The sequence below is a fragment of the Rhodococcus sp. UNC23MFCrub1.1 genome, from assembly GCF_000686025.1.
Lineage (GTDB): Bacteria > Actinomycetota > Actinomycetes > Mycobacteriales > Mycobacteriaceae > Rhodococcoides.
The window spans coordinates 594149-616153 of the sequence record NZ_JMLQ01000001.1; the positions used below are offsets into that span (position 1 = coordinate 594149).

The 22005-nt window shown below is 68.6% G+C and carries 17 protein-coding genes; 3 read left to right on the top strand and 14 right to left on the bottom strand.

All coding sequences use genetic code 11. The annotated features are described in order from the left end of the window. Window positions 1-29: 29 nt before the first annotated feature. The 8 genes from purH to BR07_RS0102965 all read right to left on the bottom strand — a co-directional run bounded on the left by purH (window position 30) and on the right by BR07_RS0102965 (window position 10319). A complete protein-coding gene (gene purH / locus BR07_RS0102930; protein ID WP_051612967.1) occupies window positions 30-1631 on the bottom strand; it encodes a bifunctional phosphoribosylaminoimidazolecarboxamide formyltransferase/IMP cyclohydrolase in 1602 nt (533 codons plus the stop codon). Beyond that, window positions 1600-2244 (bottom strand): phosphoribosylglycinamide formyltransferase, encoded by a 645-nt coding sequence (gene purN, locus BR07_RS0102935; protein WP_081821050.1) that lies wholly within the window; start codon window positions 2242-2244, stop codon window positions 1600-1602. The genes purH and purN overlap by 32 nt, the downstream gene beginning before the upstream one ends. A 106-nt stretch (window positions 2245-2350) precedes the next feature. Beyond that, the gene (locus tag BR07_RS23070) at window positions 2351-3805 is read right to left on the bottom strand and encodes a cell division protein PerM (RefSeq protein ID WP_051612968.1); all 1455 of its coding nucleotides are present in this window, start codon (window positions 3803-3805) and stop codon (window positions 2351-2353) included. Window positions 3806-3864: 59 nt separating this feature from the next. Next, window positions 3865-5085, bottom strand: a complete 1221-nt coding sequence (locus tag BR07_RS23075) for a DUF5336 domain-containing protein (protein WP_051612969.1) — start codon at window positions 5083-5085, stop codon at window positions 3865-3867. A 99-nt stretch (window positions 5086-5184) separates the two neighbouring features. Continuing rightward, a complete protein-coding gene (gene sfnG / locus BR07_RS0102950; RefSeq protein ID WP_027504151.1) occupies window positions 5185-6309 on the bottom strand; it encodes a dimethylsulfone monooxygenase SfnG in 1125 nt (374 codons plus the stop codon). A 38-nt stretch (window positions 6310-6347) separates the two neighbouring features. After that, entirely contained in the window at window positions 6348-7583 is a 1236-nt protein-coding gene (locus BR07_RS0102955; RefSeq protein ID WP_027504152.1) for an acyl-CoA dehydrogenase family protein, read from the bottom strand. A 68-nt stretch (window positions 7584-7651) separates the two neighbouring features. Then, window positions 7652-9079, bottom strand: a complete 1428-nt coding sequence (locus BR07_RS0102960) for an HNH endonuclease signature motif containing protein (protein ID WP_027504153.1) — start codon at window positions 9077-9079, stop codon at window positions 7652-7654. Window positions 9080-9353: 274 nt separating this feature from the next. After that, window positions 9354-10319, bottom strand: a complete 966-nt coding sequence (locus BR07_RS0102965) for a helix-turn-helix transcriptional regulator (RefSeq protein ID WP_027504154.1) — start codon at window positions 10317-10319, stop codon at window positions 9354-9356. A gap of 93 nt (window positions 10320-10412) precedes the next feature. Between BR07_RS0102965 and BR07_RS0102970 the strand changes: the two genes are divergently transcribed. After that, on the top strand, window positions 10413-10778 hold the full coding sequence (locus BR07_RS0102970) for a VOC family protein (protein WP_027504155.1): 366 nt from the start codon (window positions 10413-10415) through the stop codon (window positions 10776-10778). A 1-nt stretch (window position 10779) separates the two neighbouring features. Here the strand turns inward: BR07_RS0102970 and BR07_RS0102975 are convergent, their stop codons facing one another. The 4 genes from BR07_RS0102975 to BR07_RS23080 form a co-directional block, all read right to left on the bottom strand. Then, window positions 10780-11772, bottom strand: coding sequence for a zinc-binding alcohol dehydrogenase family protein (locus tag BR07_RS0102975; protein WP_027504156.1), 993 nt, complete (start codon window positions 11770-11772; stop codon window positions 10780-10782). A 90-nt stretch (window positions 11773-11862) separates the two neighbouring features. Beyond that, window positions 11863-12765, bottom strand: coding sequence for a succinate--CoA ligase subunit alpha (gene sucD / locus BR07_RS0102980; RefSeq protein WP_027504157.1), 903 nt, complete (start codon window positions 12763-12765; stop codon window positions 11863-11865). 14 nt (window positions 12766-12779) lie between these two features. Then, window positions 12780-13943 carry an ADP-forming succinate--CoA ligase subunit beta gene (gene sucC, locus BR07_RS0102985; protein ID WP_027504158.1) on the bottom strand — a complete coding sequence of 388 codons (1164 nt, stop codon included), beginning with the start codon at window positions 13941-13943 and terminating at the stop codon, window positions 12780-12782. 137 nt (window positions 13944-14080) lie between these two features. Beyond that, entirely contained in the window at window positions 14081-15802 is a 1722-nt protein-coding gene (locus BR07_RS23080; RefSeq protein WP_051612970.1) for a hypothetical protein, read from the bottom strand. A 244-nt stretch (window positions 15803-16046) separates the two neighbouring features. Here BR07_RS23080 and BR07_RS0102995 point away from each other — a divergent pair, with 244 nt between their 5' ends. Beyond that, a complete protein-coding gene (locus BR07_RS0102995) occupies window positions 16047-17255 on the top strand; it encodes a M23 family metallopeptidase (RefSeq protein ID WP_027504159.1) in 1209 nt (402 codons plus the stop codon). Window positions 17256-17332: 77 nt separating this feature from the next. Here the strand turns inward: BR07_RS0102995 and BR07_RS0103000 are convergent, their stop codons facing one another. Next, window positions 17333-19792 carry a UvrD-helicase domain-containing protein gene (locus BR07_RS0103000; protein ID WP_027504160.1) on the bottom strand — a complete coding sequence of 820 codons (2460 nt, stop codon included), beginning with the start codon at window positions 19790-19792 and terminating at the stop codon, window positions 17333-17335. Window positions 19793-20091: 299 nt separating this feature from the next. Between BR07_RS0103000 and BR07_RS0103005 the strand changes: the two genes are divergently transcribed. Continuing rightward, on the top strand, window positions 20092-20418 hold the full coding sequence (locus tag BR07_RS0103005; RefSeq protein WP_027504161.1) for a chorismate mutase: 327 nt from the start codon (window positions 20092-20094) through the stop codon (window positions 20416-20418). 66 nt (window positions 20419-20484) lie between these two features. Here BR07_RS0103005 and BR07_RS0103010 read toward each other — a convergent pair whose 3' ends face one another. Next, on the bottom strand, window positions 20485-21966 hold the full coding sequence (locus BR07_RS0103010; RefSeq protein ID WP_051612971.1) for an NAD-dependent succinate-semialdehyde dehydrogenase: 1482 nt from the start codon (window positions 21964-21966) through the stop codon (window positions 20485-20487). Between the last annotated feature and the right edge of the window lie 39 nt (window positions 21967-22005).

Consider the following 22005-nt stretch of genomic DNA (forward strand, 5'->3'; position numbering starts at 1 on the left):
AAGTTCGGGGGGTCGAGGTTCGAGAGAGGTCAGTGTGCGAAGTGGCGTGACCCGGTCAGGTACATGGTCACGCCCGCCTCGCGCGCTGCCTCCACGACCTCGGTGTCGCGGATCGATCCGCCGGGCTGCACCACCGCCGCCACCCCCGCTGCGGCGAGGATCTGGAAGCCGTCGGGGAACGGGAAGAAGGCGTCCGACGCGGCCACGGCGCCCGTGGTGCGGTCGCCGGCGCGGCGCACGGCCAGTTCGGCGGAATCGACCCGATTGACCTGTCCCATGCCCACTCCCACGGACGCACCGTCCGCGGCGATGAGGATGGCGTTGGACTTGACGGCGCGGCACGCCTTCCAGGCGAACTCGAGGTCGGCCAGCACTGCCTCGTCGGCGGGCTCGCCCACGGCCAGGGTCCACCCCGACGGATCGTCGCCCGCGGCGTCGAGACGGTCACGGTCCTGCAGCAGCAGGCCGCCCGAGATCTGCTTGATCTCCGGCACCGCCGTCGGCGGCTCGCACACGAGGACGCGGATGTTCTTCTTGCGCTGCAGCACTCCCAGCGCGCCGTCGGCGTAGGACGGGGCGATGATGACCTCGGTGAAGATCTCGGCGACCTGCTCCGCCATCTCGACGGTGATCTCGCGGTTGGACGCGATGACGCCGCCGTACGCGCTCACCGGATCGCAGGCGTGCGCCTTGCGATGCGCCTCGGCGATGGAGCCGGACGCCGACACCGCGATGCCACACGGGTTGGCGTGCTTGATGATCGCCACGCACGGGAGATCGTGGTCGAACGCGGCACGCCAGGCGGCGTCACCGTCGGTGTAGTTGTTGTACGACATCTCCTTGCCGTGCACCTGCTCCGCCTGCGCGATGCCGGCGGGAGCGGACGGGTCGACGTACAGAGCGCCGGCCTGGTGCGGATTCTCGCCGTAGCGCAGAACCGAGGCGCGCTCGTAGGTCGCGCCCATCCATGCCGGGAAGTGCTCGGACTCGTCGGAACCGCCGGCGACGAGGACGTCGGTCATCCAGGACGCCACCGCGACGTCGTATGCTGCGGTGTGCTGGAACGCCGTGGCGGCCAGCGCGATTCGCTGCTCGAGCGTGAAGCCGCCACCCTGCACCGCGGTCAGCACGTCGGCGTAGCGAGCGGGATCCACCACGACCGCCACCGACGGATGGTTCTTCGCCGCGGCGCGGACCATGGACGGGCCACCGATGTCGATCTGCTCCACGCACTCGTCCGGACTCGCACCGGACGCCACCGTCTCGGTGAACGGGTAGAGGTTGACGATGACGAGCTCGAACGGAGCGACGCCCAACTCGTCGAGCTGCGCGAGGTGTTCCGGCTTGCGCGTGTCCGCCAGGACGCCCGCGTGCACGCGCGGATGCAGCGTCTTCACGCGGCCGTCCAGGGTCTCGGGGAAGCCGGTGAGGTCTTCGACCCGAGTCACCGGTACGCCCGCCGCGGCGATGCGCCCGGCGGTCGATCCGGTGGACACGATCTCCACCCCGGCGGCGTGAAGGCCCACGGCCAGCTCGTCCAGACCGGTCTTGTCGTAGACGCTGACGAGTGCGCGCGAGACGGCGCGCGTGTTCTCTGGGTTAGTCACTGGGGATCTGGGCCTTTCGTCCATCGGTGATGACTCCGCGTGTGGCGACGGCGGCGACCACGTCGATCAGCAGCCGTCGTTCGACGATCTTGATGCGCTCGTGCAACGACTCCTCGGTGTCGCCGTCGAGCACCGGAACAGCTTCCTGCGCCACGATGGGCCCGGTGTCCACACCGCCGTCCACCAGGTGGACGGTGGACCCGCTGACCTTCACACCGTGGGCGAGGGCGTCGGCCACCGCGTGCGCGCCCGGGAACGACGGCAGCAGTGCGGGGTGGGTGTTGACGATGCGGCCACCGAAGCGTGCGAGGAACACCGGCCCGAGGATCCGCATGAATCCCGCACTCACGACGAGATCCGGTGACCAGGAGTCCACGACCTCGGTGAGGGCGGCATCCCACTCCGCGCGCGAACCGTGGTCCGACACGGCCACTCGCCGGGACGGCAGCCCTGCGCTCTCGGCGCCGCACGGCCGATCCACCACCACGGCGACGACCTCGGCCGGGAACTCGGGAGCGGACGCGGCCTCGACCAACGATCCGAGCAGTGATCCGACCCCCGAGGCGAGGACGACGACGCGGGCCGGGAGGTCCCGCCCGGGTGTCGAACGCGGGGCAGACAGCGTGCTTCTCCTCAGCTGCTCGGGCGGGTCAGGTGCTCTGTCGGCGTGGGATCACGCCGACAGGAAGCCTAGACGGCCGCCGTTCGCCTCCTCGATCGGCCTCGCTCGCGGAGGACGCGCGTCAGGGAGCGGTGTCGGTGCCGCCGGGCTTCTCGGGCTCGGCCGACTCGTCCGGCAGGTCGACGATCTCGGCGTCGACGACGTCCGCCTCCACGGCATCGTCTTCGGTCTCGACGGTGTCGGTGTCGGTGTCGGTGGTCTCGGCTTCGGTCTCGGCTTCCACGATGTCCGTGTCCGTCGGCGCGGCGTCCGGGGCTGCGGGGAGGGCGGCCGGCTCACCGAGCATAGATGTGCCCGCGGAGTCGTCGGATTCACTCTCCTCGGCTTCGTTGCCCTCGTGCCATCCGTGGATGTCGTGGCGCCGCATCGACCAGGCGGTGACGGCCGCGGTGAGCGCGCCCACCACGAGGCACCACGCGAAGGTGGTGACGCCGAGGAGCGGCGCGTCGACACCGAGATGGCCGAACGTTCCCACCGAGCCACCGGCGACGACGCCGATCAGGACGGCCGCCACGCTCACGCAGACCGCGGCGGCGGCGGCACTGCGCACCGCGTCCGCCAGGGACGTCGTCGCACGAGCACACGCACGCCCGAGCACCACGGCGGCGAGTGCGGGGACGACGAGCATGACCGGCCACCACACCTGGGCCGACGATTCGGGCATGACTGCCAGCACCGGGACGGCAGGAAGCTGACCGCCGGTCGTCTCGGTGACGGAGACCATCGCCGCGCCCACGTGGGCGGACGACCCGGTGACGACCGACGACGCGGCCACCACGATGTTGGGCAGATACAGCACCGAGATCGCGGTCAGGCCCAGCGCTCCGCCGATCCCGCCGCCGGTCTCGAGCAGCGTGCCGAGCGTGGAGAAGGACAGCGCGAGAGAGGTGGCGACGACGACGGCGCCACCGGCGAGCAGCACCGCGCCGGCACGCGCCGCCGGAGCGAAGGACGCTGCGAGCCACGGCGACAGGACCACCGTGCGCATGAGTGAGGGCCAGGTACCGCGGATGCAGCCGATCGCCGCACCGATGCCGTGCACGAGGATGACCCACCCGAAGGTGGCGAGTGCGTTGGGCGTGCTCAGGGCGATGACGGTGGACGCGTCGTGAATCATCGCGAGCATCACCGCCGCCATCGCGAGCGGACCCGCGATCGCCGCGCCGACGACCCATCCGATGTCGCGACGGGTGGAGGCGTCGGTCAGTGGCCGCGCGACCGCCGACGACACCGCGTGCACCAGCACAAGAGTGGGCAGCAGCGGAAGGATCGACAACGTCGCACCGGCGATGCCCAGCGGCACCTGATGCACGGCCAGCCACGTGGCGGCCAACGCGCCGAACGTCCCCGTCAGGTCGCTGTTCGCTGAGACGAGCGTCACCAGCACCACGGCCGTGACGACGGCCAGGAGTAGCCCGACGGGCCGGAACGCCACGGTGAGCAGCATTCGAGCCTCGTCGGGACTCGGACCGAAACGGCCCCGCGTGTGCGGTTCGCGATCGAGTAGTGAGGTCATCACCGATCAGGTTCTCACCGTCGGCACGGTGGAGAACCTAGGCGCGCCGACGACGTGGTTCAGCGGCGGTCGTCCGACCGATCGCCGAAGTCGAGTGCGCGGGTGGCTTCCGGTGCCTGCTGCTCGGGCGCCTGCTGCTCGGGTGCCTGTTGCTCGGGCGTGTGCTCCTCCGTGGTCGGCTGCTGCGCGGACGACTGCTCACCGGTGGGAGGTGTCGCGGACTCCGCCGATGCGGCGTGCGCGGGGGCGGTGTCCGCGGCGGTCTGGCCGACCGGCTGCCCGTAGCGCTCGGTCGGGGCGCTGTAGGGCGATCCGTAGCCCTGCGGCTGGCCGTATCCCTGCTGACCGTAGGCGCCGGGCTGCGCCTGACCCTGCTGGCCGTATCCCTGCGGCTGCCCGTAGGCACCCGGCTGGCCGTAACCCTGGGGCTGCCCGTAACCCTGCGGCTGGCCGTATCCCTGCGGCTGCCCGTAGGCACCCGGCTGCCCGTAACCCTGCGGCTGGCCGTAACCCTGCGGCTGGCCATAGCTCTGCGGCTGCCCGTAACCCTGCTGGCCGTATGCCTGTTGGCCATATGCCTGCTGCCCGTAGTTCTGCTGGCCGGGACCCTGCTGTCCCGGGCCACCCGGCTGGCCGAACTGCTGCTGCTTCGGACGCGGCGCCGGAACCGTCACGACTCCCGAGTCGACGAGAAGCGCACCGACGGCCGCGGCCACCTGCACGATGGCCAGGATCAGCACCAGGATCGACCCGATGCCGATACCGACGCGGACGGTCTCACCGAAGGCGGTGAACGCCGCCCCGCGGTTCACCAGCTGGAAGATCAGCGTGAGCAACGCGGTGACGGACAGCGCCGCGACCAGTCCCCGCGACGTCGTCTGCCGCGACAGGAGGCCCGCGGCCGTGACGAGCGCCGCGAGGAGGAGCAGCGCCACGGACGTCGGGTCGCCCAGCTCGCGTTCGAAGAAGTTGGAGGACTCACCGCCGAGCGCGAACTGCGCGGACAGACCGAGCAGGAACGCGAGGACACCGGTGCCGATGATGACGTACGACGCGATACGGGCGACCTGCGTCGTGCGCGCCGCGATCTGCTCGGTCGTGTTGTCGTCGGCGCCGGCCGCGTCCGCGTCGACGGACGGGGTCGCAGCGCCGTCAGTGCGGTCGATCGACGCTGAACGGTCGTCGACCTGCCCGGTCTCCGTGGACGGGTCTCCGAAGGTGGTCGTCCGCGGGTCCGTCCGGCCGTGGTCGTGGTCGGGTCCCCCTGGTGAGAAGGTCATCTCGATTCCTCTTCCTCGGTGCTGGTCGTCGGTCGGCCGCCGACTGCGGCGGCCGCGCCGCTCACCAACACTACGGACCCGCGGTGAGTGACTCCTCGCTCAGGCGACGCCGACGGGTTCGCGGTCACTCGCCCGCGCGGCCTCGATCTCCCGCACCAGCGGCAGAATCTTCGCTCCGAAGTACTCGATCTCCTCCTGGAAGTGCAGGAAACCGCCGAGGATGAGGTCCACGCCGCGGTCGCGGTAGTCGACGATGCGCGTCGCCACCTGTTCGGGCGTACCGATCAGCTGGGTCTTGAAGCCGTCGTTGTACTGCACGAGGTCCTCGAAGCTCGAGTCGGCCCACATGCCCTTCTTGTCCGACGTCGAACTGCCGGCCTGCTGCACGGCACCGCGGAACCCCTCGACTGCCGGCTTGTTCGCCTTCTCGATGATCTCGCGGAGGGTGTCCCTCGCCTCCTTCTCGGTGTCGCGGGCGATGATGAAGCCGTTGAGACCGAACTTCACCTCACGCTGATGGGCCTGTGCGACGCGCCGCACGTCGTCGATCTGCTCGGTGATGCCGTCGAAGTCCTTGCCGTTGGAGAAGTACCAGTCGGAGTACCGACCTGCGTTCTCCCGTGCCGCCGACGAATTACCACCCTGGAACAGTTCGGGATTGGGACGCGCGGGCGTGTTGAGCGGTTTCGGCTTGAGCGTGAAGTCGTGGATGCGGTAGAAGTCGCCGCGGAAATCGACGTCGTCCTCGGTCCAGATCTTGCGCAGCACCTGCAGGAATTCGGCGCTGCGTCGGTAACGCTCGTCGTGTTCGAGCCAGGGCTCACCGAGATGCGTGAATTCGTCCTTGAACCATCCACTCACCACATTGACGGCGAAGCGTCCGTTGGAGAGATGGTCCGCTGTCGCACCGAGTTTCGCGAGCACGGCCGGTTGCCAGAGCCCGGGATGCACGGCAGCGATGACCTTGAGGCGCTCGGTCGCGAGGAGCAGTCCCAGACTGAAGCTCGTGGACTCGTGTTGAAACTCGGCTCCGTAGCTGGCCTCGTACCGGACCTGGCTCAGCGCGTACTCGAACCCGTTGTTCTCCGCCGTCTGCGCGAGCTTCTTGTTGTACTCGAACTCCCAGCTGGTGCGTTGCTCGATGTCGCTGGTGACGAGGCCACCACTGACGTTGGGCACCCAGTAGGCGAACTTCACTTCGTCGGCGATCTTCTCTGTACTCATGCAGTCCTCGGTTCGATAATAGTGCGCGACATATGATTTCAGGAGTACCAGGTGGGTTGCGGCAACTCACCGGTGAGCACGTGGCGGCCGACCTCGCGGCGCTTGTAGGCCACCGGATCGTGCAACGTGTGCGTGCGCACGTTGCGCCAGAAACGGTCGAATCCGTGACTCGACGCGGTGGCGCGGGCGCCGAGCCCCTCGAAGATGCCCGACGTGATCTCCAGGGCGACCTCCGTGGCGCGTGCCTTCGCCGCGGCGACGCGCACCTCGTGCTCGCCGCGCTCGTGCTCGGTGACGGTCCAGGCGTTCTCGTGGATCCGCTGCTGCTCCGCGGCCACGGCGTCCGCGAGAGCCTCTGCGGCCCAGAGCTTCGCGGTCAGGTCTCCGTACAGGTCGATGATGTAGGGCTCGTCGAGCGCGTTGTCCACGGTGCTGTGCAGCCACGCTCGCGTGGTGGTGCGCGTGTAGTCGGCAGCGGTCTCGAGGGCTCCGCGTGCGATGCCGAGGTAGAAGTTGACGAACACCAGCTGGATGATCGGGACGTTGAGGGTGTTGTAGACCCGCGGCTCGAACGCCTTGTTCGCGAATCCGGCGGCCGAGCTCCAGTCGGTGCGGACGTGATCGATGGTGACACTGCCACTCTCGGTGCGACGCTGACCGATGTTGTCCCAGTCGTCGTGGAACGTCAGGCCCTCGGAATTCGACGGAACGATGGCGAAGACGTGGGTGTCGGTACCGGCGAGCACCCCCTCGAGCACGGTCACGTCGGAGACACGACTGCCCGTGGAGAACGTCTTGGCACCGTTGTAGACGATCGTGTCGCCCTCGTCGGTGATCTCGACGTCGTTGTCGCGCGGGTTGACCGCGCCGCCGAAGAACCAGGTGTTCTCGGTGGCGGCTTGTTCGACGGCAGCGATCTGCTCCTTCGTCCCGACCAGACGTGCCGCCCAGAACCACAGCAGGTGGTAGCCGAGCAGCTGTCCGATCGACCCGTCGGCGGCGGCCACGGCGCGGATCACCTGGTAGGCGGTCTCCCAGGTCTGCCCGCCACCACCGAACTCGATCGGCCCGAGGATCGTGACCAGACCGGACTCCTTCAACAACGTCACCTCCTCGTGCGGCGCCTCGGTGGCGCGATCACGGGCGACGGCGTCGACGGCGAGGATCGCGGCCACCTCGTGGGCACGGTCGATCCATTCCGCGGACGTCGTGGGAGCGGTGGTCCAGCGCGGTTCGGTGGCGGCGCCGGCGGGGCGGGTGTCGGTGATCGTCATGCCCGGAAGTACATCGCCCGGGTCGATGCGGAACCACCGTTGCGCTCTGGGTGATTCGAACGGTTCGCTCACTCGCCGGGTGCGGTGAAGTAGTCGGTGCCGTGCGAGTCGCGGACATGGACGATCCCGTCCCGGAGCATGCGGTGGTGCCACTGCCGCCGGGTCTTCAGGCCGTGGTGCCGACGGCACAGCGGCGCGAGGTTGCCGGTGACGGTCCAGCCGCCTCTCTCCGGGTCGGTGTGGTCGAACGGGACGACGTGGTCGAGGTCGCAGTCTTCGCTGGGCACAGCACATCCCGGATGGATGCATGTCGGATACAGCGCTGTCACCAGCGACGTGATCGCCTCGGACGGCCGGTACGTCAACGCCCCGGCCGGGGGTACGGCGAATCCCCCATGTCCGTCGGGGTCGGCGACGGCACGGTCCACCGCCGATGGTGCGAGCGCGCGGAGATAGTCGACCTGCTCCCTGGCTTTTCGGGCTGTCGTGCTGCCCAGTTTCCCCGTGGTCGGTGTCCACCCTGCGGGCATACGGCGGGTGCGGCGGACTTCCCGACCCGTGATCGGCACAGGCGGGTCGGGGACGGTGGGTGGGTCGTGTTCCGGGCATCGGCAGCTGCATCCCGCCCGCGGTTCAGTTCCGCGGGCTGCGGTGATGAGTGCTTGCCACGTCGCATCCCCGGCGATTCTCCGGGCCACGTCCGCAGGAACCGGACCCCAACCCACGAGATGCCCCGGCTCCCCCGCCAACCCCGCCGCCGTGGCCGCATCGAGCACGATCACCGCAGTGGCCTCGGTACGGGCGACCGTCTCCCGCTGTTCGCAGTCCTGGCCGGCACACTCACACGCGACAGCTCTGCCGGCGAGCACCGCGTGCGCTGCATCGAACAACCGCGCGGACAGCGGCCGCGGATCCGTCGCGCACACCCCACGCGCCGCCGACACGATCACCCGCCACATCGCCGCGACCTGCTCCGCCGAACCACGAATCGTCAGCTCGGCCTGACCGCGCGGGAGCTTCCGCACCGTTGCCGACCGCTCCCGCGTCGCCCGTTCACGCGCTTCCCGGTGCCACTGCGCGTCGAACTCCGCGAGGATCCGGTCGACCGCCGCTGCCACCGCACCCGGAGTGCACCTCGACGCGGCAGCGATCACCCGCTGCAGCAGCGCTTCGGTGGCGTTCGGAACCCCGGCCACCGACCTGCACACCGTCCGGAACGCCGCATACGCCAACCGGCCCGCATCGAACGCCTCCGCCACCGCAGGATGCGCGGTGCGGGTCAGGAACAACCACTCGGCCACCGTGCGCGTCGACACCGCCAACGCCGCCGCGACCTCCGCCACCGCACAGGTCTCAGCAGCTTCCGCGTCGAACACCCCACCCGGACCGAGCAAGGCCGGCCGGCGCGACGACTCCTGCACGTACGCACACGACGCCGACACGGTCCGGGCGAACGACGCTTGAGCGTCGACCTTCGCCGACACCAACACATCCACCGAAACCTCTGCGTCGTACACGAATTCACCCCCCGGTGATGCCCCGATCAGACCGCCCCCCGACGACCTGAACAGACAGTAACCCACCCCACCGACACACTTTCGGGTCACGCCGTCGGATGCGCGCTCCAGCTCCTCGATCCGTTTCGGCCGTCGATACATCTGCGGACATTGAGCGCAGATCGCCTTTCCACCAACACATTCCGTGCCCGAGAACACGGCCGGTCGTACTGACCGGACACGTCGATCGAGCTCAAGGCGTCCCGATCGGCGGTCAACTGGATGGGGGTGAGTGTGTTTCGGCCAGGACTTTCGCGAGTTGGCTGATGCGTGTGCGGGCTGCGTCTGGGGCGAGGACCTCGATGTGGTCGCCGAATTGCAGCAGTTGACGCACCGACTCGATGTCGGGGTAGCCGACGACGACGATGCATGTTCCGTTCTCCGGATCGGATACATCGTGGATGCGTGTCCCGAGGATGCGCCGCGCCAAGTCGAGGCCGTGTTCCGGCAGGCGAAAGGTCACGCTCACATGACCTCGACCCTCGGTGCGGTCCTTCAACGCGGCCCATGTGGTGCGGAGGGTTTCTCCGGGTCGGAGAGAGACTGGCGCGTCGAGTTGTTCGAAAGCCGCGAGTCGGTCCAGAGAGAACAGTCGTCCATCTCCTCGGTGGTCGGCGACGAGGTACCAGCGGCCGGACTTCGCCACGATCCCGTACGGGTCGACCACACGTGTCGAGGCCTCACTCTCGGCGCTCCGCCGGTATCGGATTCGCAATCGGCGTCGGTCCTGCAGGGCCGATGCCAGATCGGCGACGTCGACCGCTGCTTCTGAATCGGCAAACCACGGGGTGCTGTCCACCAGCACGAGGTCCGCCAGTCGCAATGGGCTCGTGCCCGTGGATGTCGCGGCCTGGCGGGCGGCGATCTTGCGTGCTGCCGACTCCCACATCGCCGACAAGCCCATGCGCTCACGTTGCGTGCTGTCCAGACCCGCCAGAGAAAGGGCTTCCAACTCCGGTGGTTCCAGGTGGGACGCGTTGAGCCGCGCACCGGGGAGCAGGACGATTCCACCGCTGCGGCCACGTTCGGCGTACACAGGCACTCCTGCTGCCGAGAGCGCCTCGACGTCCCGCAGCACGGTCCGCCGCGATACTTCCAGACGCGCGGCCAGCTCCGTGGTGGTGATGCGTTGGCGGGTCTGCAGCAACAGCAAGAGGTGCAGCAATCGGGCGGCCTTCATGCGTCCGATCTTCGCAGAAAAGGTGACAGGTTCTGTCGTGATAGGCCGGTCCACTGTGGCGGTACCGAGAATTCACCGAGTCGAGGAGCTCCTGTGCCCGCACCGAACCTATTCCTGATCGGCGTCCGCGACGGCGAGACCGCTACCAGCTTCTACAGCGACCTGTTCGAGATCGAACCGACCTTCATCAGTCCCCACTATGTCGCTTTCCAGGTAGCCCCCGGCGTCTTGTTCGCGCTGTGGACCGGCTACAGCGAGCACCTGGCCCCGGACACTCCAGGCACGACCGAGGTCGGACTGATGGTCCCCGGGTCGGCGTCTGCCGTCGACGAGGTCTTCGCGAACTGGGTCTCGAAGGGAGTCCGTGTCGTCGACGAGCCGTACGACGCGGTCTTCGGCCGCACATTTGTGGTCAGCGACCCCGACGGCAACCTCATCAGGGTCTCGCCGATCGACTGATCTACCGAACGACGACCACCTTCCCGATGGTGCCGCCACTTTCCACCCGCCGGTGCGCGTCCTGCAGGGTGTCCACGTCGAACGGTGACAGAGTCGTGGTGCGGGTGCTCCGCAGAGTTCCGTCGTCGATGAGTCGCGAGACCTCGTCGAGGATGGTGTGCTGAGAAGTGCTCTCCGGCAACGACAACGGCACCGTGAACATCAGTTCCCAGTGCCAGGTCTGGCTCTTGGCCTTCAGCGGCATCAGGTCCAGGCCGACCGGATCGTCGATCGCCACGACCTGACCGTGCACTGCCATCACCGCGGCGTAGGCGTCGACATTGCCCTCGGAGAACGGGGAGAACACGTACTCGACGCCGTCCGGCGCCAGGGCACCGACCTCGTCCACGAGGGAGTGCCGATCCACCACGTGATGGGCGCCCATCTCCGTTGCCCAGTCGCGGGATTCGCCGCGCGATGCCGCGGCAACGACGGTGAGCGAGGTCAGTGCCCGGGCGAGCTGGATGATCATCGACCCGGTACCGCCGGCGGCCCCCATCACGAGAAGTGTGCCGGTGCTGTCTTTCCCGAGTCCGAGCCGGACGAACAGCGATTCCCAGGCGGTGATGGCGGTCAGCGGCACGGCCGCGGCGTCCTCGGCGGACAGTGACGACGGCGCATGGCCGACGATCCGCTCGTCGACGAGTTGGTACTGGGCGTTGCTGCCGTCCCGAGCTATGGATCCCGCATAGAAGACTCGATCGCCGGGCTCGAAGATTCGGGCGTCGGAACCCACCGCGACGACCTCACCGACGGCGTCGAAACCGAGGACCTTCGGGCCGTCGGACGGATCGAAGGACGAGCGAACCTTCGTGTCCACCGGATTGACGGACACCGCGTCGACACGTACGAGAAGGTCGAATCCGGTGGGCGACGGAGTCTCTCGCTCGATCTGCACGAACGGCGAGTCGGGTTCGACGGAGACGATGGCGGAGTGAGTCGCGGGAATGCTCATACCTCGACGGTAGTCCCCCGGAACGACACGAGGGAGGCAAGCTTCCCGAGCGGGAAACCGGCCTCCCTCGTGTGAGAGAAGAAAGAGTGACTACTTCTTCTCGAGGATCTCGCGCGCGAGGGCAGCGGTCTCGGACGGCGTCTTGCCGACCTTCACCCCGGCCGCCTCGAGAGCGTCCTTCTTGGCCTGAGCCGTTCCCAGCGAGCCGGAGACGATGGCGCCGGCGTGGCCCATGGTCTTGCCCTCGGGAGCGGTGAAGCCGGCGACGTAACCGACGACGGGCTTGGTGACGTGCGCCTTGATGTAGTCGGCTGCACGCTCCTCGGCGTCGCCACCGATCTCGCCGATCATGACGATGATCTCGGTGTCGGGATCGTTCTCGAACGCCTCGATGGCGTCGATGTGCGTGGTGCCGATGACCGGGTCGCCGCCGATGCCGATGGCGGTGGAGAAGCCGAAGTCACGGAGCTCGAACATCATCTGGTAGGTCAGGGTGCCCGACTTCGAGACGAGGCCGATGGGGCCCTTGCCGGCGATGTTGGCGGGCGTGATGCCGACCAGTGCCTCGCCGGGGGTGATGATGCCGGGGCAGTTCGGCCCGATGATGCGGGTCTTCTTGCCCTTCTCGACGTTGTAGGCCCACGCGTACGCACTGTCCTGCACCGGGATTCCCTCGGTGATGACGACGAGCAGCGGGATCTCCGCGTCGATGGCCTCGACGATGGCGTCCTTGGAGAATGCCGGCGGCACGAACGCGATGGACACGTCGGCTCCGGTCTTCTCCATGGCCTCGGCAACGCTGGCGAACACGGGCAGCTCGACGTCGGAACCGTCGGCTGCGGTGTGCTTGACCGTGGTCCCGGCCTTGCGAGCGTTGACGCCGCCGACGACCTGCGTGCCGGCCTTGAGCATCAGGGCGGTGTGCTTCGTGCCCTCGCCGCCGGTGATGCCCTGGACGATGACCTTGTTGTTCTTGTTCAGGAAAATAGACATAGTTTCGGTGCCCTCTACTTCGCAGCCAGCTCGGCGGCCTTGTCGGCGCCTTCGTCCATGGTCTCGGCCAGTGTCACCAACGGGTGCGCAGCATCGGCGAGAATCTTCCGGCCTTCTTCGACCTTGTTGCCGTCCAGGCGGACGACCAGCGGCTTGGAGGCGGTGTCGCCCAGCGTCTTCAGAGCGCCGACGATGCCGTTGGCAACCGCGTCGCACGAGGTGATTCCGCCGAAGACGTTGACGAACACGCTCTTGACCTGCGAGTCGCCGAGGATGACGTCGAGGCCTGCGGCCATGACCTCTGCCGAGGCGCCGCCGCCGATGTCGAGGAAGTTGGCGGGCTTGACTCCGCCGTGCGCCTCACCGGCGTAGGCGACGACGTCGAGGGTCGACATGACCAGTCCGGCACCGTTTCCGATGATGCCGACCTGTCCGTCGAGCTTGACGTAGTTGAGGTCGTTCTCCTTGGCCTTCGCTTCGAGTGGGTCCGCCGCGTCGGCGTCCTCGAACTCGGCGTGGCCCTTCTGGCGGAAGTCCGCGTTGGCGTCCAGCGTGACCTTGCCGTCGAGAGCGAGGATCTCGTCGTTCGGGGTACGAACCAGCGGGTTCACCTCGACGAGCAGCGCGTCTTCCTTGATGAAGACGTCCCACAGCTTCTGGATCGTGTTGGCCGCGGCGTCGAGCACCTCGGCGGGAAGCTTGCCGGCCTCGGCGATCTCACGCGCGAAGGCGAGGTCGACACCCTTGACGGCGTCGACGGGGATGCGGGCGAGCGCGTCCGGGTTCTCCTCGGCGGTGACCTCGATCTCGACACCACCCTCGACGGAACACATCGCGAGGTACGTGCGGTTCGTGCGGTCGAGCAGGAAGGAGATGTAGTACTCCTCCGCGATGTCGCTGGCCTCGGCGACGAGGAGCTTCTTGACGACGTGGCCCTTGATGTCGAGTCCGAGGATCGCTTCCGCGTTCGCCTCGGCCTCGGCGACGTCCTTGGAGTACTTCACGCCGCCGGCCTTGCCGCGGCCGCCGACCTTCACCTGGGCCTTGACCATGACAGGCTTGCCGATTTCTTCGGCGATCTGTCGTGCACCGGCGACCGTGTCGGTGACACGACCTGCCGACGTCGGAACCTCGTGCTTGGCGAAGAGTTCCTTCGCCTGGTATTCGAAGAGATCCATCAGCTCACCATCTCGTCTGCGTTGACGCCCGCTCGAGGGGTAGGAGCGGGTCCGACTTGCGACTGTAACTTTCCACCGAGAGGCCTGATCGACAGCCCGTCGAACTTGTGGTTCAGATCACCGACCTGCGCCGACATCTACTCGCCAGTACGAAAAAATCCTGCCGCCACCAGCGCCGATGCCGCAGCGCCGACAGCGGTCACGAAGGCCCCCGACGACGCCGTCACGCCGGGGCCCGCGCCGCCGAGGATCGGGCTCAGCGCGACACCCGCCAGAGCCACCGCGGAACCGATCTGGAGCGCCGCGGCGCGCGACGACCGAGCGCGAGCCGCGACGGCGGCGCCGATCAGGACGGCGGCCACGAGTACCAGCCGCCCCCACACGTCCCACCCCCACGGCAGCGCCCCGATCCAGCCGCCGGTCTCCCCAACCACGTCGTACTGCGGCAGGAGCAGCCCCAGTGCGGCGACCCCGGCCGCGACGGCCAGCGCGGCTGCGAGGGGGCGCGAGGCCCCGTCCAGATCGCTGGTGTCGACGCCGTCCCGCTCCGAGGCGCCCGCCGCGGCGACGAGCACCAGCGTGAGCAGACCGAGCAGCGTGCCGACGACCAGCAGCCAGCCGCCCGCACCGACGGACACGCCGTCGATACCGACGCCCAGCACGAGCGCCTGCAGCACCGCGGCCGCGAGCGCCAGATGGCCCGTGACGATCAGCGGCACCGCAGGCCGCACCGCGGCGGCGAACTCCGAGAAGAGCAACAGCACGCCGCCGACGACGGTCACGACGGCGTACGCGGCCACCGCCCGATCCCCCACCACCGTCGGGACGGAGCCGGTCGAGACGTCGAGAAGCGGCAGGACGGCGCCGACACCGAGAGCGATGCCCGTCAGGACCGTCACCGCTCCCGCGACGACGTGCCGCCGCGTCGAGTTCGAGGGAGCGGCGGACCGTGCGAGCCGGGGCACGGAGGTCGTGGGTCGCGAGGTCGCGCGCGCCGTCGCCACCGTGGCCACGCCGAGGACGAAGAGCCCGCCGACTCCGACGACCGTGCCCGCGCCGAGGTCGATGCGGTCGCCCGCCCCCAGCGCGGCAGCCAGGCGGACGCCGACGACGGTCGCCGACGCCGCGACCACACCGGTCAGTGCGCCGACCGCCGCGGACCTGCTGGTCGACGAGAACGCGTAGGCCACACCCACCAGCACCGCGACCGCGGACAGTCCACCGCCGAGAGCCGACGCGACGGGTCCGGCGACCGGAGCGGGAGCGAGGACGACGGCATCGGTGCTCACGTACGCGGGCAGGAGGAACGAGGCGGCGAGTGCGAGAGCGCCCGCGACCCCCGCGGCGACCACGACCGATGCCGATCGACGAGCGACGGGATCCTCGTCGACGTCGTCCCACTCGACCGTCCGCGCCAGCGCGAGTGCCGCCAGCGCCCCGGCGACGACGACGAGCGCGTGCCCGAGCGTCACCACCACGGCTCCGGGGCCCGCCTCCAGCGCGCCGGCCGAGATCGGACGGAACAGCTCCAGCCGGTCGGCGTCGATCGCTCCGACGAACAACTGGAGATCGGCCACGATCGATCCCAGTGCGACGGCGCCCAACGTCGCGAGCACGGGGAAGACGATCGGCCGGGTCGCGCGCACCAGGAGCAGCAGGGCGATCGCCGCCCAGAGCGCCGACGAGACGGCGGCCGCGCCCCGCACCGGGGGACCCACGTCGGCGCCGCCGACGACGGGAACGTACGGAGCGGCCGCCACCGCCAGCGCTCCGACGACTCCGAGAGCGCGGGCACCGAGCCGGACGGGGTCGGACGCGGAACCAGAGGTACGACGGCCCGCGGATGTCGGCTGTGTCACGATGACGAACGGTATCCGGTCCTCGTTCCGCCGATCGTGATGCCGCTCGCCTCGATCACAGGAAGATCACCGATGTGCCTGATCGGCGTCGGGACTCGTCCTCGAGTAAACCCAGGACACCTTGTGAGCCACCTCACATATGTGACCCGAGAAGCCGTTTGGCTTGCGCCCGCCGCGACCATTTCGTTACCGTCCACGAGGTTCCACATCACGGGTAGGTCACGAATCAGGAGGACGGCAGGTCTTGCAGCACCACCGAACTCCGTTCACACGCTCACGCTTCGTCTCGGACGCCACCGACGACAGTCGGTTCGATTCCCAGCAGTACGAGGCCCAGCAGTTCGAGCACGACACCACCGTGTTCACGCCGGCGGACGGTCATCTGACCGACACCGGCCCCCTCGAAGCCCTCTCGACCGATGCAGCATCGTCCCCCTGGGACCGTGCGCACGAGTCCAGCGACTACGTGGCGTCCGCGCCCGCGTACACCCCGGCCCCCCTCGGCGATGCGCCCACGCGCCGCCGCCGCTCGGTACCGGCGACGTCCTTCCTCGTCACCGCCCCGGCCGGGGCAGCACCGTCGGTGACCTCGGCTGCCATCGCGGACGAGATCGCCGTCAAGCGCAGCGGCGCCCACCGCATCCCCGCTCCGCCGTCCGCCCTCAAGGGACGCGTCGCTGTCGTCGCCGTGGCCGCAGGTGCGGTCGTCGCTGCCGGCCAGGCCGCGATCGACAACGCGCAGCCCGCCGAGCGCACCGAGACCTCCGAGTACGCGCTGGCCGCCGGCCAGGCCCCGGCAGCTGCCGCGTCCGCAGGAATCGTCGACAGCTCCACCGCCGCCGGCATCGTCGCGGACCAGCCGGCCGCGCACGTCGACTCGGTGCCCACCGCCACGTCGACCGGAGCGCCCGTCACGGCCCCCTCCACGTCCGCGGCACCGCAGATCCTCAACATCGCCGCACCGGTCGACCTGGGCCAGTTCTCGGAGCTCCTGGCGAAGGGCCAGCGCTTCAGCGAGGAGCGCGAGGCTCGCGAGGCCGCTGCACGGCGTCCCCTCTTCGCACTGCCTGCGCTCGGCACCTACACCTCCGGCTTCGGCTCGCGGTGGGGCACGCTGCACGCCGGCGTGGACATCGCCAACGCCATCGGCACGCCGGTGTACGCCGTGGCCGACGGCACCGTCATCGACTCGGGCCCCGCGGCCGGCTTCGGACTGTGGGTCCGGTTGCAGCACGCCGACGGCACCATCACCGTGTACGGCCACATCGATTCGTCCGAGGTCCAGGTGGGCCAGACGGTCATGGCCGGCGACGAGATCGCCAAGATGGGCAACCGCGGCCAGTCCACCGGCCCGCACCTCCACTTCGAGGTCCACCTCACGGGGGACAACAAGATCGACCCGCTCCCCTGGTTGGCGTCCCGCGGTATCGCTCTCGGCCCCGAGCGCGACTGAGTTCCCACCTCCACTCACGTCGAAGGTCCGGCGCCACCGTCATGGACGGTGGCGCCGGACCTTTCTTCCGTGCCCTCTCACAGCTTGGTCATCGGCACTCCGCCGATGAGCATCATCTTCACGCGACCGGACGTGCCGAAGTCGATCAGCACCATCGCACGCTGACCTGATCCCTCGGACTCGACGACGGTCCCGAGACCGTACTTGTCGTGGCTCACGCGATCACCCACGGCGAGCGTCAGGGTGTTGTTGGACCGGGCCTTGCCGAAGCTGGGTGTCGGGGTGGCCGACGGCGACGACCCACCGGACCATCCACCACGGGGATTCGACGTCCAGTCGCGCTGGCGCCCCGAGCCACCACTGGAACCGAACCCGCTGCCGACGCCGGGATCCTCCCGTTTCCAGTCGATGAGATGCTGCGGAACCTCTTGCAGGAAGCGCGATTCGGGGTTGTTGATGGGCTGCCCCCACGCCGAGCGCATGATCGCGCGAGTGAGGTAGAGCCGGTGCCGCGCACGCGTGATGCCCACGTAGGCGAGTCGACGCTCCTCGGACAACTCCGCAGGATCACCGAGCGCTCGCATGTGCGGGAACTGGCCGTCCTCCCACCCGGTGACGAACACGACCGGGAACTCGAGCCCCTTGGCCGTGTGCAGCGTCATGAGCGTGACGACACCGTCGCCGTTGTCCGGGATCTGGTCGGTGTCGGCCACCAGCGAGACCCGCTCGAGGAAGGCGGCGAGCGAACCCGGCTCGGCCACACCGTCGGTGTCCTCTGGTTCTGCGGACGCGACGTCGAGGTCCGCGTTGATGTCGACCCCCACCTCGAGATCCTCGATGCCCTGAAGGTTGCGTGCGTCGGCACTGAACTCGCGGGCCACGCTGACCAGTTCGTTGAGGTTGTCGAGGCGAGCGCCGTCCTGGGGATCCGAGCTGGCCTCGAGTTCGGCGCGATACCGCGTGCGGTCGAGCACCGCCTCGACGATGTCGCCGATGTCCGCGACGTCGTTTCCGTCGGCATCGGTGGCGTTCATGGTGGCCCGCAGCTCGCCGATCATCTCCATGAACGACGCGATGGCGTTCTGCGCGCGCGTGTTGAGCAGCGCCACGGAGCCGGCCGCGGCATCGAGGAGCGCGGCGTTGAAGCTGATGTTCTTCCGCTCGGCGTGCACGGCGACACAGGCCTCGGCACGATCGCCGATGCCGCGGCGCGGGGTGTTGAGGATGCGCCGCATGCTCACCGTGTCGTCCGGATTGGCCAGCACGCGGAGGTACGCGACCACGTCGCGTACCTCCTTGCGCTCGTAGAAGCGCACACCGCCCACCACCTTGTAGGGCAGACCGAGGCGGATGAAGATCTCCTCGAGCGCGCGCGAGGAGTTGTTGGTCCGGTAGAACACCGCGACGTCGGAGTACTTGTAGTCGGTGCCGTCGACCAGCCGATCGATCTCCGACGCCACGAACTTGGCCTCGTCGTGCTCGTTGTCCGCCACGTAGCCGATGATCGGATCGCCGTCGCCGGTGTCCGTCCACAGCCGCTTGTCACGACGGTTGGTGTTGCGCGCGATGACGGCGTTGGCTGCCGCCAGGATGGTCTGGGTGGACCGGTAGTTCTGCTCGAGCAGGATGGTCCGCGCATCCGGATAGTCGCGCTCGAACTCCTCGATGTTGCGGATGGTCGCGCCGCGGAACGCGTAGATCGACTGGTCCGCGTCGCCCACCACGCACAGTTCGCTCGGGGGAACTGCCGCGACCTCGCCCTCCGCCGTCGATCCGGTGCCCACCAACTCGCGCACCAGCATGTACTGCGCGTGGTTGGTGTCCTGGTACTCGTCGACGAGGACGTGGCGGAAGCGGCGCCGGTAGTACTCGGCGACGTCCGGATGGCTCTGCAGCAGTGCCACCGTCTCGCCGATGAGATCGTCGAAGTCGAACGCGTTGGCCGCCCGCAGACGCTGCTGGTAGTGGCCGTAGACCTTCGCGATGACGGCCGGCAGCTCGGCCGGCTCCTTCTCCGCGTCGGCGACGGCCTGGTCCGGATCGATCAGCTCGTTCTTCAGATTGGAGATCTGCGTCGCCAGCAGACGCGACGAGAACTTCTTCGGATCGAGCTGCAGATCCTTGCCGATCATCGTGAGGAGCCGACGCGAGTCGTCCGCGTCGTAGATGGAGAAGTTCGAGTTGAGGCCGGGAAGCAGCGCCGCCTGGCTCCGGAGGATCCGCACGCAGCTCGAGTGGAACGTGCTCACCCACATGAAGTTGGCCCGCGGCCCGACCAACTGGACGACGCGTTCCCGCATCTCCGCCGCGGCCTTGTTGGTGAACGTGATCGCGAGGACCTGGCCGGGTGTGACATCTCTCTCCGCCAGGAGATACGCGATGCGACGGGTCAGCACCGCGGTCTTGCCCGAACCGGCGCCCGCCACGATGAGCAACGGTCCCCCCGAGTGCATCACTGCCTCGCGCTGCTGGGGATTGAGGCCCTCGAGGAGCTGGTCCGAGGACCTGGTGGCACGTGCGGGTGACTGTGTGTTCATCGTCCGTCCAGATTACCGGCGGTCACCGACACCGACACCATCACTCGGGCCGTGGGCGCCGAATCCCTGTCGTGTCGGAGTTCTGCCGCTCGCCGTATCACGCCGATCTGCAATTGCTCCTTCTTTACGTGGGGAGTGACACGGGCATACTCTTGCCCGGGCTCGACCGGCGAACGGCATCACACCGACTGCACCCGACCGTAGTGACCAGGCGTTTCGTGACTTCCGCGGAAATTCGTGGAAATCGCGTAACAGAACGTGAGAGCAGAGCGACACACGTTCTGACACGAGGAGTTGATATGAGCACAGCGATTCACACCACCGCAGCATCGGCGTCGTCCGAGTCGAACGATCACGCCGACGACGCGAACCTGCCGACGTCCGAAGCCGAGATCGACGAGCTCCGCAAGGAGATCGACCGCCTCGATGCCGAGATCCTCGCCGCCGTGAAGCGCCGCTCCGAGGTCTCCCGCACCATCGGTCAGACGCGGATGGCACAGGGCGGACCCCGCCTCGTCCACAGCCGCGAGATGAAGGTCCTCCAGCGCTTCAGCGACCTCGGCCAGGAGGGTCACACGCTGGCCATGCTCCTGCTCCGCCTGGGCCGCGGCCGCCTCGGACACTGAGTCCACCGCTCGTAGAGCTCGACCGGGAACCGCCCAGACGACGGGCGGTTCCCGTGCCTCACCGCATCACTGCAGGGCGATGTACTTGGTCTCGAGGTACTCCTCGATCCCCTCGCTTCCGCCCTCGCGACCGAATCCCGACGCCTTGATCCCACCGAACGGTGCCGCCGCGTCGGAGATCACCCCGCGATTGACACCCACCATGCCGGTCTCCACGGCCTCCGCCACACGCAGCGCCCGGTCCAGATCCCGCGTGAAGATGTACGCAGCCAGGCCGAACTCGGTGTCGTTCGCCGCAGCGATGCCGTCCTCCTCGGTGTCGAAGCCGCGCACCGCGAGCACCGGTCCGAAGACCTCCTCGCTCAGAATTCGGGCGTCACCGGGCACGTCGGTCAGCACGGTGGCGGGGTAGAACCAGCCCGGCCCGTCCTCCGCAGTGCCGCCGAGAGCGACGGTCGCGCCCTTGGACGCCGCGTCGTCGACGAGTTCGGCCACCGTGTCACGCTGCTCCTCGTTGATCAGCGGTCCGAGCTTCGTGTCCGGATCACTGCCCCGCCCGACCGTCATGGCGCGCATCTTCTCGGTCACCTTGGCGACGAACTCGTCCTTGACCGAGTTCTGCACGTGGAACCGATTGGCGGCCGTGCAGGCCTCGCCGCCGTTGCGCATCTTGGCGAGCATCGCGCCCTCGACGGCGGCGTCGATGTCCGCGTCGTCGAACACGACGAAGGGCGCATTGCCGCCCAGCTCCATCGACGTCCGCAGCAGAGTCTTCGACGACTTCTCCACGAGCATCCGCCCCACCTCGGTGGAGCCGGTGAAGGTCAACTTGCGCAGTCGAGGATCGTCGATCAACGGCCCGGTGACAGCGCTGGACTTCGACGTCGGCAGTACCGACAGCACGCCCTCGGGCAGCCCGGCCTCGGAGATGAGCTTCGCCAGGTAGAGCATCGTCAGCGGAGTCTCCGAGGCGGGCTTCACCAGGATCGTGCATCCCGCCGCCAGTGCGGGCCCGATCTTGCGGGTGCCCATCGCCAGCGGGAAGTTCCACGGCGTGATCGCCAGCACCGGGCCGACGGGCTGCTTGGTCACCAGAATCCGGCCGTTGCCCGCGGGCGCCGGCGTGTACCGCCCCGCGATGCGGACCGCCTCCTCGGAGAACCAGCGGAAGAACTCTCCGCCGTACTTCACCTCGGCCTGACTCTCGGCAAAGGCCTTGCCCATCTCCAGCGTCATGAGCAGTGCGATGTCGTCGGCGTGCTCGGTGATCGACTCGAAGACCGCCCGCAGGATCTCGCCGCGCTGTCGCGCCGGGGTGGCGGCCCAGGACTTCTGCACCGCGACGGCCTCGTCGAGCGCGCGTGCGGCGTCGGCGGGACTCGCGTCCGAGACCTCGGTGAGCACCTCCCCGGTCGAGGGATCCCGAACCGGGAACGTGGCACCGTTCTCCGCGTCGACCTGCTTGCCTCCGATCCACAACTTCGTGGGGACGGACGCGATCAGGTCCTTCTCCCGGGTCGTCGCTGCGCTGCTCGTTCCTTCGCTCACGTCTCTCGCACTCCTCGTCGCTGCTCGCCGGGTCGCCCG